The organism is Gilliamella sp. LMG 34359 (genome assembly GCF_984569085.1).
On sequence record NZ_OZ474906.1, the window covers coordinates 2840257 to 2856695 of the forward strand.

A 16439-nucleotide genomic window follows, 5' to 3' on the forward strand; every position below is an offset into this window, starting at 1 on the left:
AATCATACTGATTTTTTGGAAAAAATTTCCATTTTTGCAATTTTATTTTGCAATTTATAAATTTTATTCTTCACAAGACAATAAGGAAATAAATTTAATATATAAAAAAATACAACTCGTTTTATATATTTAAATTTTGAATATTGAGTTAACTTCTTTTCTTCAATAAATTCAGTTTTAATAACATCAAAATCAGGACCATGTTTAAAATCAATTGGATTTAGATTTATTCCTTTTTTTCTCCAGAAATTAGCCCACCAAACCTCCATACAATAAAAATCTTCTGATTGTATATTATCCTCAAAGGAGGTATACAATGATGACGCATTACTAATAGTATCTGGACTACCAAAAAAAACTAAATCTGAACCAGCCAAAAAGTGAGGATCTTCAATCATATTTCCACGACCAAATGGATTAAAACCATGAAAAATGGTATTCTGCGGGATTGGTAACTGAAAATCTGAATAACAACTTAAAAATGAATCAATTCTAAATGTTTTTTTGAAAAAAATATCTGGTCTGGTTACTATTACCCAATCGTATGTAATGTTATTTTCAGTTTCATATTGATTACGTAATTCATTAGTCATATAAATAGTATAAGAATTATTTAAACATCCTTTTTTAGCTCTAGGAAATTGACCTATTTTTTCAACTAATACTTCATCTGTATATTCTAATTGAGGTTCAATAAGTATTTTTTTAGGTTGATAAAGTTCATTGACTAATAAAAGTTTCTCACTAGTTAGCATTTCTTGCGTTAAGACATTTCCATCGACATTGCGATAATTGATAGTAGAATGATCTAACTCATCCCAAGTATGAATGAAAATATCTATTTGATAACCATCTTGTATGTTTTCTTCTAATAAATTCTTCCTAAATGAATCAAATGTATATTCAAAAGTTCTCAAATGCCCAAATAGTTGAATTGCAATTCTTTTTAAATTAGCCATTAAAATAATCTCTAATATTATTAATATATGTTTATTATTTTTTTATTTTTCTACAAAAAAATTCTTTAAGTTTTCTTAAAAAAGACCTTTTTTTACGAAGTTTTTCCATCTTTGAAGTAACATTTAATAGATCAACTTTGAGTTTTTGATATAAATCGTAAACAACAGTATATTTACTATCTAAATCTCGTTGATTTTCTACCAATTTAAATAAATCGCCATAAGTTCTAATATTTAATCCCTGTTGACTTGATGATAATTTGGAAGAATCATTGTTAGATTGAGATATTATATCCAATTCATTTATATCAAAAAATTTGAGATTATAACCCCAATAACAATTTAAAGATGCTCGTAAAATATTAGAATTATTGAAAGAAAAATCTGAAATTTCATTTGTATTTTTGAATATTGAATTCAAAATATTTTGCCAAAACACAGGAGAAAAATATTTATTGTTTACAAGAATAAATTTTGATGATTCAAAATCATCATTTCCATCACAATAATCAATATATTTATGACTTATATAATATACTTTCTTATCGAAAAACTCTGCTTCACTTAATACTCCAGAAGACAATCCAGATATTGCAGAAATATTTTGATTAGACATTAAATTATAAATATTTTCATTAATTACAATTAATTTACCATATCTTTCCAATATTTCTATTTCGTGTTTATTATTATTAGAAAAAGGATGAGGCTTATAATAAATGCATTCATAATTAGAAAAAATATCGGAAAGAGTATCTTGATAATCCTCCAAACAGACTATTTTTCCATCTTTTATTAAAGAACTATCCATCGAAGTCTGCCCTACATACAATATTGAATTAGGGATTATTTCTATTGAGTTTCGCCTATTATAATAAGCTTTCATATAATTTGCTAAAATATATAAATCGCTTTTTGGTAATGTGTACTGCCTTATAGCTTTACTAATTTCTAAGTTGTTAGTTTTAAATGAAAAAATTAGATCTTCAGCAAATCTAAAAGAAGATTCAAATAGATCAATATAAGTGATATTTAACTCATTTAAAATCTCTAAGAATGCAAAATTTGCATGATGAATAATTAAAATATATCCTGAGAATCTTCTCTTAATATATAATATTGCTTGCTTTGTCCATTCTTCTTTATCAGAAAGGGTTATCCATGATTCTTCAGAAAGTGGGAGATTATTTAACTCATAAAGGTAATCTCTATCGATCAGCGAATGAGACTCTCCTGTGACTAAAATGGGTTCTAAGTTTGTAGCTAATTTTATTTGATAATTAAATAGATTATATATCCACTCTGTTGTAGATTTAAAATAATATGGATTGTAATTATTACCGATTCTAAGAAAGTCAGAGGTGACAACTATTCCTCTAATGTAATTTTTATCGCAATACTTTCTGTAATTATAAGTGAAGAGATCATAATCCCAAACCCCCAATTCCCTAAGTTGATAAGTTGCTTTTGAGGTAGACAAATCAGAATCAATCATAGAACGGATTCCATGATGTTCAAAGTTTAAAAAAATGTAATTATTTGATAAAGCGATTTCAGATTGCTCAAAGTTTACAGAGTTCCAATCAGAACAATCATCAAATTCAAGGTTTTTAAAATATCTTTTAAACGCTGAAAAACAATAATATTGATCACATAAAAATCTGTTTTTATTAGATTGAATAATATTTTTTTTAGGATATTTGAATCTATAATCAAAAAAGTCCTCATCCACTAAAGGTGTATCATCAAAATAAATTTTTAAATCACTTGTATAACCAAAAAGCCAAGAATGTGAAGGATAAAATAAAACTGGATGCAAAATATTACTAGAAAAAGAATTAGAATAATTGCTTGGAACAAGTATTCTGTGATCAAATAATTTATATTGCTCATTTCTTTCTGGAAAGCTATCAAAATATTTTAAAAAGTCACTACTATTTAATAGTAAATCTGTTCGAAACTTTAAACAAAATTTGCGTGTAGCTTTTTTTAAACCATTTTTAATTAGAAGTAATTCGCCATTAATATTTTCGAACCAATTGTGATTTGTCTTAATAAGATCTTTAGGATACTCATTTCGTACTAAAATAGAATAATCTAAATTATCAACTTTAGCATCTTCCCATACAGATAATATGATTTCAGCATAAGGAAAACACTTTTTTAAACTTTTAATAGAAGCACTTGTTATATGCTCAATAACGGGGCCTTCTATAACAATTGATAGATTATCATAAGTTAATTCCTCCATCATTCTCCTAATATTTTTATTTTTCAAGTATATTGATTATTTTCTTTCTAATTTGATTTCTTTTATTTTTGTTTTTATTTCCGTAAAAAGGTATAGCTGCAATGTTTGAAATCAGTTTGTTTATTTTTTTTAATTTACATTTTTTTGTTTTATTGTTCTTCGGTAATAAACCAAATTTTTTAGCTGTTTTTACTAGACGTATCCTTTCAGGATCTTTTTTAGGTATTACAACTTGTTCGTCAATATATTTCCCGTATAGTTTTAGCCATTCAATATGAGTAATACATGTCATGAAATCATTTAAAATAAAATCATTAAACTTTTTGGGAGCTATAAGATTTAATTCATTCCAATTATAAAAAACAAAATTAGATACAAAGTACTTTTCTGTTTCTTCAACTACAGTATCATTAAGATCAGATTGATCGGAAAAATTAACTGCTTTAAAATTTTTCCGTAAACATTTTATAAATAGGTATTGCTCTGGTACATACCTATTATACTTAATTCCATTTATTGTAAGGTAATAAGCTTCATCCTCATTCATTAGTGGAATTTCATATAAATTTAGTAAATCATTTTTTAAACCAAAAAAAGCAATATCAGAAGGATGAAAAACATATTGAGAACACTTTGGATTCCGAGAAAAGTAACTACAGGCAATAATTTTATTACTAAATACTTTATAATCAACAAGACTATTTTCATACTTATTTACTAAATTCAGAAAATTACTTCCATTTATCTGAAAATCAGAACGTAACTTTAAAACCCATTCATTAGAAGCAACTTTTAAACCAGCAAATGTTGAAAGAATTTGACGGTTAACATTATTAACTTTATCATTTTCATTTAATGAGTAATAAAAAAAACCAGGATCCTCACTCAATACTAATTTATCATAATCCAATCCATCAACATTACAAGAGTTCCAAGTTGAAAGTATTATCTCAGCATTAGGAAGATAACGACGGATACTCTGCAAACACTTTGGAGTAAGGGAAGTATTAACTGCACCTTGTACAACAACAGAAACTGAATGATTAAAAATTCCCATATTAAAACCAACTTACTTAATCTAATAAAAATTTATCATCGTTTAAACCAGGACATTTTACTACAGCATTAACTGTACCATCTTCTAAACATTCAAAATCTGTAGATTCATTTGGTTCCATAACAATAATATCTCCAGCCCCATATTCAATACCGTTCATTCTGACTTTACCCGAAATAATAACAGTATATTCAGTAGCTACTTTATGATAATGTTTAGCTTCATAATCACCTTTCGCATATCTTTTGACGGCAATTTCGAATTCATTTGTTTTTAAAAGAGATGGTTCAAAATTACCTATGAACCATCCTTTTACCATATCATCAAGTTTTGCTACTTTCATTATTTACTTTCCTTAACATCCATTAATTCTGTAATATATTGAGCTAATTGCATTTCTGTTTTTAAAGAATGGAATTTTTCATTTGTAATTTTGTAGATTGAAACTTTTTTTTGTTTCAATATCATTTCATTTAAAGTTTGACTTAAATAAAACGCTCCATTAATTAGATTATCCTTTCGAATTACATTTTTAGCACATTCAACAAAGTCAGCACCTCTTTTGTAATAATAGAAGGAGACCAATGCATTTTTACTTATAGGTTTTTTTTCTGAGACTTCTATTACTAAGTCATTTTCATCTACTTTAGCAAAAGAATATCTTGGATGAACAGAGTTAAAAGATACAACACCTGCATCACTTTTATTTTCCCTGAAAAAGTTTAGAATATTTTCACTTGAAACTTCAATAAAATCATCAACTGCTAATAATATTAGTTCTTCTTCATTATTTATATATTCAATTCCGAGCAGAGCGGTACAGACTGCTCCCATAGTTTTATCATTTATGATGATAATTTCACTATCAGGCACTAACTGTTTAATAACCGAATCTACTTGAAAATTTTTTATATCTTCATCTTTAATACAAAATAGAAATTTTCTTGGATTTAATCCTCGACAGTAATCAATTTGTTTTTCAATTATCAACTTTTCATTAATTTCAGTTAAGTAAAGAGGGTATTGTTCTCTATTTTTTTCAAAATTTTGCCCACCCATTAAAAAAATGATTTGCATTAGTTATATCCCTCTTCAATTTCTAGAATTCGTTTTTTAATATTATCATAATTGACTTCATCAACTGTTTTAACTACCAACACATTAGCACCTGAAGCAACTGCGGCTTTAATACCATTTTCATTATCTTCAACAATCAAACAATCTTCTGGTTTGATATTCATTTTCGACATCGCAGTCAAATAAATTTCGGGATCTGGCTTAGCATTTTTAACATCTTGATTACTTAACATGAAATCAAAATAATCAGTCAATTTTGCATAATCCATCATCATTTCTATAGTCATTCTTATAGAATTCGAGCCAACTGCTAGCCTATATCCTTCCGATTTCAATTTTGATAATGCATATTCATGATTAAAACGAGGACGGCATAAGTTTTGGATCATTGATACAGTATATTGTTGTTTCATTTCATTTATGAAATTGTGAAGCTGTGAAGGTAAGCCTTTTTCTAAAGTTAATTTTTGTAACTTCATAGATGTTGGTAAACCGTCATAACTTGTTAAATGTTCAAACCTGCTTATTTCATAACCAAATAAATTTAAAGCCCGATTTAAAGCTTCATAGTGCCAATCTTTAGCTTCAATCAATACTCCATCCATGTCAAATAAAACAGCTTTAATTTTCATTGAAATACTCCCTCGCTTTTTCAGGAAAATCTGTGCAAATCATTAGATTATCACTATGCAAAAATTTACTCTTTTTAATAATAGACCACTGATTCAAATTTTCTCTTTTATGTAATTCAGCTGAAACTAAGCAAACTTTTTTACCCTTTCCCAAAAGATTATCTATGACAGACCAATCATACCAATCAGAATTAAAGCAATCCAACCAGACGCCTTCACATTCAGACAATAAAACTGGCTGAATTAATAAATCATTTAAACCTGTAAAGACTTTTAGCTTATTTTTTAAGTGACAAACCATATCTGGTATAGACATATCAAAAGTAAAATAATTAGTATGATTATATTTTTCTAATTTACTTTTAATATTTTCATATAAACCATCCGCTTTAATATTTAGAGCAAGCGGTAAATTTCTCCCATTCATAATGATCAATAGTTCTTCAAAAGTTCGTTCATTACCTTTAGGCATATCATGAGCGATAACTATTTCACCATTATAATCTCTCAAATCTGTCTCTGTCCCAAAGCCCATATTGAAACTTCGTTCGAAAGCTTCGAAAGAATTTCTTTCTTGTAAAGATTTCCAATATCCTCTATGTGAAAGAACAATCATATTTTTACCCGCTGAGAAATTGGATGATTTATAAAGAAATCAAGATCCTTTGGAATTCCTAGACCATACATACCATTGTATTCTTCACCAATTCCATAAATGCCGATTTTTTTACCTTCTTTGATTAGGTAATTATAACATGGGCAAGTATAAAATTCGTTATTAACTCTAATATTATCTTTGATCATTTGTTCTGCTGCTCTAACCAAATCTTTTCCTTGCGAGAAATTGAAAATACCGACAGTTGCGTCATCTGAAATAACTTTCTTTTCCGCTGTTTCAATAACAAAACCATCACTATTGGTTTTTGCATATGACCATTTTGGATCTTGTGATTTCATCGTCATGATCATACCATCCAAATTTCGTGAAAATATAACATCCAAATACTCATTGATATCAAAATCGATATATTGATCCGCATTAGCATTCATTAAGGGTTCATCATTATCGAAAAACTTTTTCGCTAACAAAGCAGTACATACTTGACCTTCGGTAATACCATTTATACCTATAATTTCTACATTCTTAGCATATGATTTTAATTTAGGTATTAAATCATACTGATCTATATGTTGTTGTTGGCAAATAAAAATAAAACGGTGATCACAAGATGGGGTTAAATTATCAACTACCACCTTGATCATGGGAACATCATGAATAGGAATAAACGGTTTCGGTATAGAATACCCAGCATCTGCAAATCGACTTCCTCTACCAGCCATAGGCAATACAATGTTTAACATGTCATACTCTTTTTAATATATTAAAATTAAGGAATAATAAAACTACATATTATCAAAAAATATTATTAATTTCTTGTTATTTTCTTTCTAATTTTTTTCCTTAATTTTTTATTATTTTTACCTAAAATAAAAATAGTAATAAATTTTGCAATAATTTTCAATAAATTATAATATTTTAGAACTAAATTTAATTTAACCCTTTCAAAATCAAATCCTACAAATTTTTTTGGTTTGTGGATAACATGTTTATAATATAGCTTCTTCCATTCAATATGAGTAATACAAGAAAAGTGATCTAGTTCTTTATATAGTTTTAACTTTTTAGGCGGTTTTAAATTAAAAAAGCGCCATTCTAGAAAAATAAAATTTGAAGTAAAATACTTTTCGGTAAACATTATTTGTTTTTTTGTAATAGGAAATTGATTACTAAAAGATACATTTATACCTTTTTTTCTTAAAAAACTTATAAAAATATATTGTTCAGGTGCATATTTTCTTTGCCATTCACCATTTTCAAATATATAAAATTCATCCGATTTTGGCATTAAGTTGATATCAAATAAATCAAGCAAATCCAATTTCAAACCAAAAAAAGCTATATCTGAAGGATGGTAAGCTAAATTAACATTCTTGGGGTTACGTGAGAAATAGCTACATGCTAAAACTTTATGTTTAAATAACGCAAAATTAGGTTCAACTAAATTATATTTATCAAAAATATTTAAAAACGAGTTTCCTGTTAACAAAAAATCTGTTCGCAATTTCATTACATACTTAGTTTTAGCCGCCCTAATCCCATTTAGGCTTGAAAGAATCAATCTATTTACATTATTACATTTGGCCTTATTTAAACTGGTGTGATTAAACCCGCCGGGATCTTGGCTGAGTATCAGTTGATCAAATTCCAATCCGGTTATGTCAGAACCATTCCAAGTAGACAATATAATTTTAGAGTTGGGAAGAAATTTTCTAATGCTTAATAGTGCAAGCTTCGTAATATCAGAATGAATAACACCCTGTACAACAACAGAAATATCTTCAAATTTTATCATATTTTGATTATTCATAAGTTATGATTAAACATTTATATTATCAATAATTGTCTTATATAGTTTTAGATTATATATCTGAGAAGAATTTAATTGTCCTTTTCAGTCCTGAATCTAGCCTTTCCTTAGGCTTCCAACCTAATCGTTGAATTTTGGATGAATCTATGGCATATCTGAAATCATGGCCAGGTCTATCGGAAACAAACTTAATTAATTCTTTATAACACCCAATTCCATCTTTTCGTATTGGTAAATATTTATCAAGAATAGAACATATTTTTTTAACCATATCGAGATTATTGATTTCATTATTGGCTCCAATATTATACGTTTCACCAATTTTACCATTCATTAAGATAAAATATAAAGCTCTTGCAGTATCTTCTACATAAATCCAATCACGAATTTGTAAACCTTTTCCATAAATTTGAATTGGTTTACCTGCTATAGCATTAGTTATAGTTGATGGTATTAATTTTTCTTCATGTTGATAAGGTCCATAATTATTAGTACTATGAGTTATAATAGCTGGTATACCATAAGTACGACACCATGCTGAAACAAGATGGTCACTTGAAGCTTTAGATGCCGAATAAGGGCTATTTGGTGCATAACACGAAGATTCACTAAAAGCTATATCACAATCGTTCAATTCACCATATACCTCATCGGTAGAAACATGAATAAAACGAAAATTATTTCTAATCTCTTTAGATGAATGAATCAAATAATTTCTGGTAACTTCAAGTAATGTAAAAGTGCCCAAGATATTGCTTTTTATAAAAACTGATGGACAAACTATCGAACGATCAACATGACTTTCTGCAGCTAAGTGAATCACTGCGTTTGGGTGATGTAACTTAAATACACGATCTAAACCTTGTTGACTACAAATATCGACTTTTTCAAAAATATATTTCTCACTATTTGAAATATTTTCGAGCGCTTGGGGATTTGCCGCATAAGTCAATTTATCAATATTTATAACATAATGTGAAGTATGTTTAATAATATATCGAACTACTGCAGAGCCAATAAAACCCGCACCACCTGTAACTAAAATCTTCATGGAGTTTTTAATGAATCCCTTAATTTACCGCCCGACCCCATAATCTCTAAGCTTATTAGCAATTGCGGTATGTGATACACCTAATCTTTTTGCGAGCTTTCTAGAGCTTGGATAATCGATATACAAGCTTTTTAAAACTTCTTTTTCAAATTGTTTGGTCATCTCATCAAGGGTTTTATTTTCGATATTATTGATCCATGATATTTGCGTCGACGTTATCGCCGGTAGAGCAATATCTTTTACCGTCAATTGTGATGATGTCAACTGAGCTAATGCGGAATAAAGTACATTTTTAAGCTGTCTTACATTACCTGGCCAAGAGTATTGAGTTAAATAAGCAATAACATCTTGACTCACGGTAGGCGCATTAATACCCTGCTTATTAGCAAATTCATTAATAAAGATATTTGTCAATAGAGCAATATCATCCTGGCGCTCTTGTAATGAAGGCAAATTTAAAGATAATACATTCAAGCGATAATAAAGATCTTTCCTAAATTTCCCTTGTTCCACTAACTCAGCTAAATCCACTTTAGTCGCACAGATGATTCTAACATCAACATAAACTTCGTTATCATCACCTACTCTGCGAAAATATCCGTCATTAATAAATCGTAATAATTTAGTTTGCATTTGGAATGACATTTCATCGATGCCATCAAGCAAAACAGAACCGCCATTAGCTTGTTCAAAAAAACCTTTTTTACTTTCAAGTGCGCCTGGATAAGCGCCAGCAGCATGACCATAAAGCTCACTCTCAACCACCTCATCAGGCATGGCGGCGCAATTTAGACCTAAAAAAGTTTGCTCACCTCTAGGGCTATATTGATGACATGCAGTAGCCAACAAATCTTTACCTGTTCCTGTTTCACCCGTGATGAGTAATGGCTCTCGTTGAAGGGAAAATGCTTTAGCTTGAGCAATCAATTTTTGCATGGGTTGACTTTGGGTAGCAAAAATATCAAAAGCATGACTGTCAACGATATTGATTTTTGATAATCGTCTTTTTAAATATTCAACCGGCTGCAAAATAAAGATAATTTTGAATGATTCACTAACTTTTTGCAATAAAAAATATTGCGAATTTATAACAATAATCGAGTCAACATCGGCGGTTAAATTAAATGTTGCATCCAAATTAAATACATTTTGAAAATCAAATTTTTGGTTTAACTGAAGTAAATTAGTAGGAAATAACGCTTTTGCTGCATTATTATAAGCTAGCAATTGTGAATTATTATCGATTTCAATGATGACCACTTGCATTATAATCTTCCCACTTTTCATTTAATTTCATTAAATTGTTATGACGAATTTGCCACTCATCGCTGTTTATTAACTCGGTATAACTAATTTTAGTGCTTGCCAATAACTGTTTTACCTTACCTGTTAATAACAATTGTTTTTCATTTAAGATAGACAAGGCCTCTAAAATAGTTAATGTGCCTGCACGATTGTTACAGGCTAATAATAGGTCACAACCGGCATTAAGGGCTGCTTCTGCTCGCTGAGCATGATTACCTAGAATTGCAGCACCTTCCATCGATAAGTCATCAGAAAATATAACACCATCAAAATGCAATTGTTTACGTAATACGTTTTTAAGCCAAAAAGCTGAACCGCTGGCTGGTTGATCATCAAATTCTGGATATATAACATGAGCGGGCATAATTGCATCAAGTTTTTTCTCAGCAATCAATTTGGTAAAGATCTGCATATCGCTTTCAATAAGCGCTTTCGAGCGATGATCAACTGGCGTTTCTTTATGAGAATCAGCAATAACATGGCCATGACCAGGAAAATGTTTACCGGTGGTTTTCATTCCCGCTGAATGCATACCATTAATCATAGATGAAGCAACTTGATAAGCAATATTAATATCGGCATGAAAGGAGCGACTGTCAATCGCTAAACAATCGTGACCTAAATCCAATACTGGCGCATAACTGAGATCAATATCAAAGGCCATCAATTCCATAGCCAGCACCCAACCCGCATCAAATGCCAACGATTTAGCCTGTTGCAGATCATTGAGCAACGCAAAAGATTGAGCCGGCGGGATAAGGGTAAAGCCTTGTTTAAACCGTTGAACCCGTCCCCCTTCATGATCGACTGAAATTAATAAACGATCTGCTGTTGCTGCGCGAATTTGTTTTATTAATTCGGTTAATTGTTGAGGAGATTGGTAATTACGACTAAATAAGATAACACCAGCCACCAACGGATTTTGTAACAGCAAGACATCATCATTAGTTAACGACGTACCTTGCACATCAATCAATAAAGGTCCCATTACTTGTCAGACCCTTGACTATTGTCAGAATCAGTTGCCTCTTGGGGTTGAACATCTTTTGATGTTACCCGTTGTAATATTTCACCTGTTTGTGTTGAAAGCAGTTCCATAGAGAGATCGGCAACATCATTTTCTGATGGTGATTTATAAAGTGTAGTAAAAAGCACATATCCAGCATTCATGGTTTTAGCCAGACCAATCATTTTACTTCGTGAAACAAGTTTATCATCTACAGAAATACCTAACGCTTGTTTTGCTTGGATAATAGACTGTCTATCTGCGACAGCAAAAAGATTCTGATTATTCATTAAACGATGTAACGTCTGATCAACCTGATTGGTCGCCAAATAATCACCGCTACGATTTTGAATATCACTAATCAGTAAAATTTTATTGCCTTCAACAGAAGTTGAAGATTGCAATATTTTATTCACCAGCGGTGATAAAATAGAACTCCAATCAATTGTTTTTACAATTTGTGGAGGAGTTTCAACCACGCCTATATCATCGGGAGTTTCTATTGGTGGATTAACCTCAACTTTTTGATTATTTCCAAGAAGTTGACAGCCAACTAAGCCAAAAGCCAACATGCTAATTACCACGGTACGTTTAAATTGTTTCATATAAATTAACCTATTAATCGACCTAAATTCTTACCGCCTAATAAATGCATATGAATATGAAAGACCTCTTGTCCAGCATCTTTATTACAGTTCATAATTAAACGGTAACCACTTTCATCAATGCCTTCTTGTTTGGCAATTTTAGCTGCCACCACCACCATGTGACCGAGTAAAGCTTCATCAGATTCTTCAATATGATTTATGGTAGGAATCAATTTGTTGGGAATAATTAAAATATGAGTTGGTGCTTGCGGAGAGATATCTCGAAAAGCAGTAACTTTATCATCTTGAAAGACAATATCAGAAGGAATTTCACGGCGAATAATTTTACTAAAAATGGTCTCTTCAGCCATACAAACACTCCTTTAAAATAGCTTTAAACCGTAAATTTTTATTTGGCTAAGGATAGCATACTTTAATGACAAAAATGTATAGATATCGTTACATTTTTACATTTAGATCGGGTTTTCTGATGAAAATCTGATAAAAAAGTTAAAAATAGGATTTTTGATGATGATTAAGTTTACTTTTTGTTTATAAAACACTATAGGCTATTTTTATAATTTATTCATTTGTTAAAGTCGTAATTTTAATATATAATGCGCCGTCGATTTCAACCGCTCAATTTTCATGTTCCTTGCTTTCAATGGGTTGCGGTTGCCCCGACAGAAAGCTGATTAATCCGTAGGGAGCGATAATGCGTCATTACGAAATTGTATTTATGGTTCACCCAGATCAAAGTGAACAAGTACCTGGTATGATTGAACGTTATACTGGTACGTTAACCACTGATGGTGGAAAAATCCATCGTTTAGAAGATTGGGGTCGTCGCCAATTAGCCTATCCTATCGAAAAACTGCACAAAGCACACTATGTGTTAATGAATGTAGAAGCAACTCAAGAAGCAGTAAATGAACTTGAAGATAACTTCCGTTTTAATGATGCAGTAATTCGCAGTTTAATTATGCGTACAAAACACGCTGTAACTGAAACATCACCTATGCTAAAAGCTAAAGATGAACGTCGTAGTTCTGAAGAAGATTATAGCGATGTAAACATGGACGATGATTCAGAAGAATAATCGTTTAGTTTTATCGGGATTGGTTACCAAAACCCCGATAAAAAAAATGAGTCCCAGTGGGATTTCACACTGCCAGTTTTATTTAGAACACGTTTCCGAACAATTCGAAGCAGGATTCCCCAGACAAGCATGGTGCACCTTGCCCGTTATTGTCAGTGGACAACAAGATTTAAGTTACAGTATTAAAAAAGGCAGCAAAGTATTAGTAAGTGGCTTTATTAGCACACATACTAAACGAGATAAAACCAGTCAATTAGTTTTACATGCTGACCAAATTAAACTATTAGGAGAATAGCCAAATGGCACGTTATTTCCGTCGTCGCAAATTCTGCCGCTTTACTGCAGAAGGCGTTAAAGAAATTGATTATAAAGATGTTTCTTTATTAAAAAGCTATATCACAGAAAGTGGTAAAATCGTACCAAGCCGTATTACTGGTACTAGCGCAAAATATCAACGTCAACTAGCTCGCGCTATCAAACGCGCTCGTTACTTGGCATTATTACCATATACTGACAACCATCAGTAATTAGCAACAGAGGGAACATATAATGCAAATTATTCTACTCGATAAAGTTGCTAATTTAGGCAGCTTAGGTGATCAAGTTAATGTTAAAGCGGGTTATGCTCGTAACTTTTTGATTCCACAAGGTAAAGCAGTACCTGCGACTAAAAAGAATATTGAATTCTTCGAAGCGCGCCGTGCTGAATTAGAAGCAAAACTAGCAGAAACATTGAAAGCCGCTGAAGAGCGTGTATCTGAAATCAATGCATTAGGTAAAGTAACTATTACTTCTAAAGCAGGTGATGAAGGTCGTCTATTTGGTTCAATTGGTACTCGTGATATCGCAGATGCTGTTAAAGCTCGTGGTATTCAAGTATCAAAAAGCGAAGTTCGTTTACCTAATGGTGTATTGCGTACTACTGGTGAACACGAAGTGTTATTCCAAGTACACAGCGAAGCTTTTGCAAAAGTTATTGTTGATATTATTCCTGAATAATCATCAATTAAATAGCAATAAAAACCCGTTTTTATAACGGGTTTTTTATTACCTCAAGAATCTATTATGTTTACTATTTTTTGCCTCAATAAGAATAGATTCGACACCAACCTACAATTTATTCCTCTGTTTGACTTTTGCTTTCAGATTTTGCTTGTTCTTCTTTATAAAGTTTATTGTCATAAATTTTGACAAATGGTAGGTAAATCAACAATGCTAAAATTGCTGAAAGGATCGCAACAAACATAGCGCGATAATCACCACCTGTTCCTATAAATGCCCCCAATCCCATTGGTGATGGCCAAGGTATTAGGGCAATAATTGGATTCATAAATCCAGTACTAATAGCAAAATAACCTAAGGTACCACATGCCATTGGCGCTAATAGGAATGGCAAGGCAAGATATGGATTATAAACTATCGGCATACCAAAAATAATTGGCTCATTAATATTAAAGATTGCCGGAACAGCTGATGCTCGCCCTAAAATTTTTAATTGACTCGATTTAGCGCAAAAGGCAATAAAGAAAGTCATTAACAATGTTGAACCTGAACCACCTAAAATAACCAATGAATTATTAAACTCACCAGCAAATGGAATATGGGCGCCACCAACGTTTTCATTCATATTGGTAAGCATAATCGGGGTGATAAAAGCACCAATGATACTTGCACCATGAATACCCACCACCCAAAGTGCATGAATTAAAAAGAGAATCACCATGATACCAAGCCAACTTTTAGTTAAATTGGTTACAAAGGTAAACGGAACACCAATAATATCAAAAATGTCGGTACCAAAATAGACTAAAATGCCATTTAGAATGATAATTGTGAAAGCGATAACAAAGGTAGGTATTAATGCGGTAAATGAGCGTGAAACACCTAGTGGCACAGTTTCAGGCATTTTAACTACCCAATTACGGCGTACACAAAGGAAGTAAAGTTGAGTTGCCACAATGGCCATCACAATACCGATGAAGATACCTGAAGTTCCTAATCGTAACACAAACGGGTTTAAGCGTAATCCATTAAAAACTAATTCGCTTTGATCACTTAGTAAGACCATCTTACCATTTTGCATAACCAATTCAGGTAATGTCATAATAAAAGCGAAAACAGATAACATTGCCCCATTAAGTGCATTAACTTTTAAACCTGTCTCTTCTTCCTCTATTTTGGTTAATTCATAACCGACAACAATATTAAAATAGAGCGCCAAAATTCCCATTGTCGCCGTATTGGCTATCATATAAAGATCGCTAACTTTAAAAATAGTATTTTGAAAAAGGGTTTCTAAACCAGTAAAGGTCATTGGTAGAGTATTAAACACCAAAAACATCGATCCAACGATACAAAAAGGAACAGATGCCATCCCTGCCGCCATTACTGCCCGAACAATCTTAAACTGCGATATTTTAGCCATCGGAGTCATCAAATACTTTTGTAACAACACAAATCCGGTATTCATTTTGTTTTCCTCATTTAATTAATGATTTCTTGATAAGCTTGAATTCTTTTAAAATGTTTATCCTCATTACGCTCAATTTTCTTCAGTTTTATTAGTATAAGAATTGTAAAAAATAAACTTACTGACAAAATTCCTAATAATATATTTATCGCCTCTGGTGAATTTTTTAAAAATGGAAAAAAGAAGTGAAATAACGGAGTGAATATCGAAATGATTAACACTGTGATAGCTATCAACATTATTCGATAAAACAAACTCGCATAACGCAAATGGTTTTTATGATTTCGGTAGAGCTTTATTTGCTCAAAACTGGTTAACGTAGCAAGCACAATGAGCACCAGTGGTAGCGCAAAAGCTATTGATAAGCTACCTAGCAAAAAAAACGCCCAGTAAAGGTTAATAAACAGAAAAAATGCAGTGATATAACGAACCGCTAAAAAACGATTAAAATAGAGATTAGTCAAGCTGACTTTTTTGTGCATCTTAAGTTGGCTTTCTAGTGGAGTATTCATAACT

At 31.0% G+C, this 16439-nt stretch carries 20 protein-coding genes; 4 read left to right on the forward strand and 16 right to left on the reverse strand.

Annotated features, from left to right (window positions below):
• Positions 1-2: 2 nt before the first annotated feature.
• The 14 genes from AC5LXV_RS12970 to AC5LXV_RS13035 form a co-directional block, all read right to left on the reverse strand.
• Complete coding sequence (locus AC5LXV_RS12970; RefSeq protein ID WP_493466698.1) at positions 3-959, reverse strand: DUF7796 domain-containing protein; 957 nt, start codon at positions 957-959, stop codon at positions 3-5.
• A gap of 34 nt (positions 960-993) precedes the next feature.
• On the reverse strand, positions 994-3210 hold the full coding sequence (locus AC5LXV_RS12975; RefSeq protein WP_493466699.1) for a WavE lipopolysaccharide synthesis family protein: 2217 nt from the start codon (positions 3208-3210) through the stop codon (positions 994-996).
• 16 nt (positions 3211-3226) lie between these two features.
• The gene (locus tag AC5LXV_RS12980; protein WP_493466700.1) at positions 3227-4267 is read right to left on the reverse strand and encodes a WavE lipopolysaccharide synthesis family protein; all 1041 of its coding nucleotides are present in this window, start codon (positions 4265-4267) and stop codon (positions 3227-3229) included.
• 16 nt (positions 4268-4283) lie between these two features.
• Positions 4284-4610: a cupin domain-containing protein gene (locus AC5LXV_RS12985; protein WP_493466701.1), complete on the reverse strand. Its 327-nt coding sequence runs from the start codon at positions 4608-4610 to the stop codon at positions 4284-4286.
• On the reverse strand, positions 4610-5344 hold the full coding sequence (locus AC5LXV_RS12990) for a glycosyltransferase family 2 protein (protein WP_493466702.1): 735 nt from the start codon (positions 5342-5344) through the stop codon (positions 4610-4612). The genes AC5LXV_RS12985 and AC5LXV_RS12990 overlap by 1 nt, the downstream gene beginning before the upstream one ends.
• On the reverse strand, positions 5344-5976 hold the full coding sequence (locus AC5LXV_RS12995; protein WP_493466703.1) for an HAD family hydrolase: 633 nt from the start codon (positions 5974-5976) through the stop codon (positions 5344-5346). The genes AC5LXV_RS12990 and AC5LXV_RS12995 overlap by 1 nt, the downstream gene beginning before the upstream one ends.
• Entirely contained in the window at positions 5966-6592 is a 627-nt protein-coding gene (locus AC5LXV_RS13000) for a PI-PLC domain-containing protein (RefSeq protein WP_493466704.1), read from the reverse strand. The genes AC5LXV_RS12995 and AC5LXV_RS13000 overlap by 11 nt, the downstream gene beginning before the upstream one ends.
• A complete protein-coding gene (locus AC5LXV_RS13005; protein ID WP_493466705.1) occupies positions 6589-7338 on the reverse strand; it encodes a glycosyltransferase family 2 protein in 750 nt (249 codons plus the stop codon). The genes AC5LXV_RS13000 and AC5LXV_RS13005 overlap by 4 nt, the downstream gene beginning before the upstream one ends.
• A 65-nt stretch (positions 7339-7403) precedes the next feature.
• Positions 7404-8405, reverse strand: a complete 1002-nt coding sequence (locus AC5LXV_RS13010; RefSeq protein ID WP_493466706.1) for a WavE lipopolysaccharide synthesis family protein — start codon at positions 8403-8405, stop codon at positions 7404-7406.
• A 52-nt stretch (positions 8406-8457) separates the two neighbouring features.
• Positions 8458-9456, reverse strand: coding sequence for a dTDP-glucose 4,6-dehydratase (gene rfbB / locus AC5LXV_RS13015; protein WP_493466707.1), 999 nt, complete (start codon positions 9454-9456; stop codon positions 8458-8460).
• 24 nt (positions 9457-9480) lie between these two features.
• On the reverse strand, positions 9481-10743 hold the full coding sequence (locus AC5LXV_RS13020; RefSeq protein ID WP_493466708.1) for a sigma 54-interacting transcriptional regulator: 1263 nt from the start codon (positions 10741-10743) through the stop codon (positions 9481-9483).
• Positions 10703-11749 carry a beta-N-acetylhexosaminidase gene (gene nagZ, locus AC5LXV_RS13025; protein ID WP_493466709.1) on the reverse strand — a complete coding sequence of 349 codons (1047 nt, stop codon included), beginning with the start codon at positions 11747-11749 and terminating at the stop codon, positions 10703-10705. The genes AC5LXV_RS13020 and nagZ overlap by 41 nt, the downstream gene beginning before the upstream one ends.
• Positions 11749-12372 (reverse strand): LpoB-related protein, encoded by a 624-nt coding sequence (locus AC5LXV_RS13030; protein ID WP_493445079.1) that lies wholly within the window; start codon positions 12370-12372, stop codon positions 11749-11751. Before AC5LXV_RS13030 ends, nagZ begins: the two co-directional genes overlap by 1 nt.
• Positions 12373-12377: 5 nt before the next feature.
• Positions 12378-12725, reverse strand: a complete 348-nt coding sequence (locus tag AC5LXV_RS13035) for an HIT domain-containing protein (RefSeq protein WP_034882520.1) — start codon at positions 12723-12725, stop codon at positions 12378-12380.
• 344 nt (positions 12726-13069) lie between these two features.
• Between AC5LXV_RS13035 and rpsF the strand changes: the two genes are divergently transcribed.
• From rpsF to rplI, 4 genes are read left to right on the forward strand one after another with little or no spacing between them, the layout of a single operon-like run.
• Complete coding sequence (gene rpsF / locus AC5LXV_RS13040; protein WP_034882519.1) at positions 13070-13453, forward strand: 30S ribosomal protein S6; 384 nt, start codon at positions 13070-13072, stop codon at positions 13451-13453.
• Positions 13437-13748: a primosomal replication protein N gene (gene priB, locus AC5LXV_RS13045; protein ID WP_034882518.1), complete on the forward strand. Its 312-nt coding sequence runs from the start codon at positions 13437-13439 to the stop codon at positions 13746-13748. The genes rpsF and priB overlap by 17 nt, the downstream gene beginning before the upstream one ends.
• Before the next feature lie 4 nt (positions 13749-13752).
• A complete protein-coding gene (gene rpsR / locus AC5LXV_RS13050; RefSeq protein WP_025314965.1) occupies positions 13753-13980 on the forward strand; it encodes a 30S ribosomal protein S18 in 228 nt (75 codons plus the stop codon).
• Between the two features lie 22 nt (positions 13981-14002).
• Positions 14003-14452: a 50S ribosomal protein L9 gene (gene rplI, locus AC5LXV_RS13055; protein WP_034882514.1), complete on the forward strand. Its 450-nt coding sequence runs from the start codon at positions 14003-14005 to the stop codon at positions 14450-14452.
• Between the two features lie 118 nt (positions 14453-14570).
• Here the strand turns inward: rplI and celB are convergent, their stop codons facing one another.
• Positions 14571-15923, reverse strand: coding sequence for a PTS cellobiose transporter subunit IIC (gene celB / locus AC5LXV_RS13060; RefSeq protein ID WP_110433016.1), 1353 nt, complete (start codon positions 15921-15923; stop codon positions 14571-14573).
• Positions 15924-15937: 14 nt separating this feature from the next.
• On the reverse strand, positions 15938-16435 hold the full coding sequence (locus tag AC5LXV_RS13065; RefSeq protein WP_493466710.1) for a hypothetical protein: 498 nt from the start codon (positions 16433-16435) through the stop codon (positions 15938-15940).
• Positions 16436-16439: the final 4 nt, after the last annotated feature.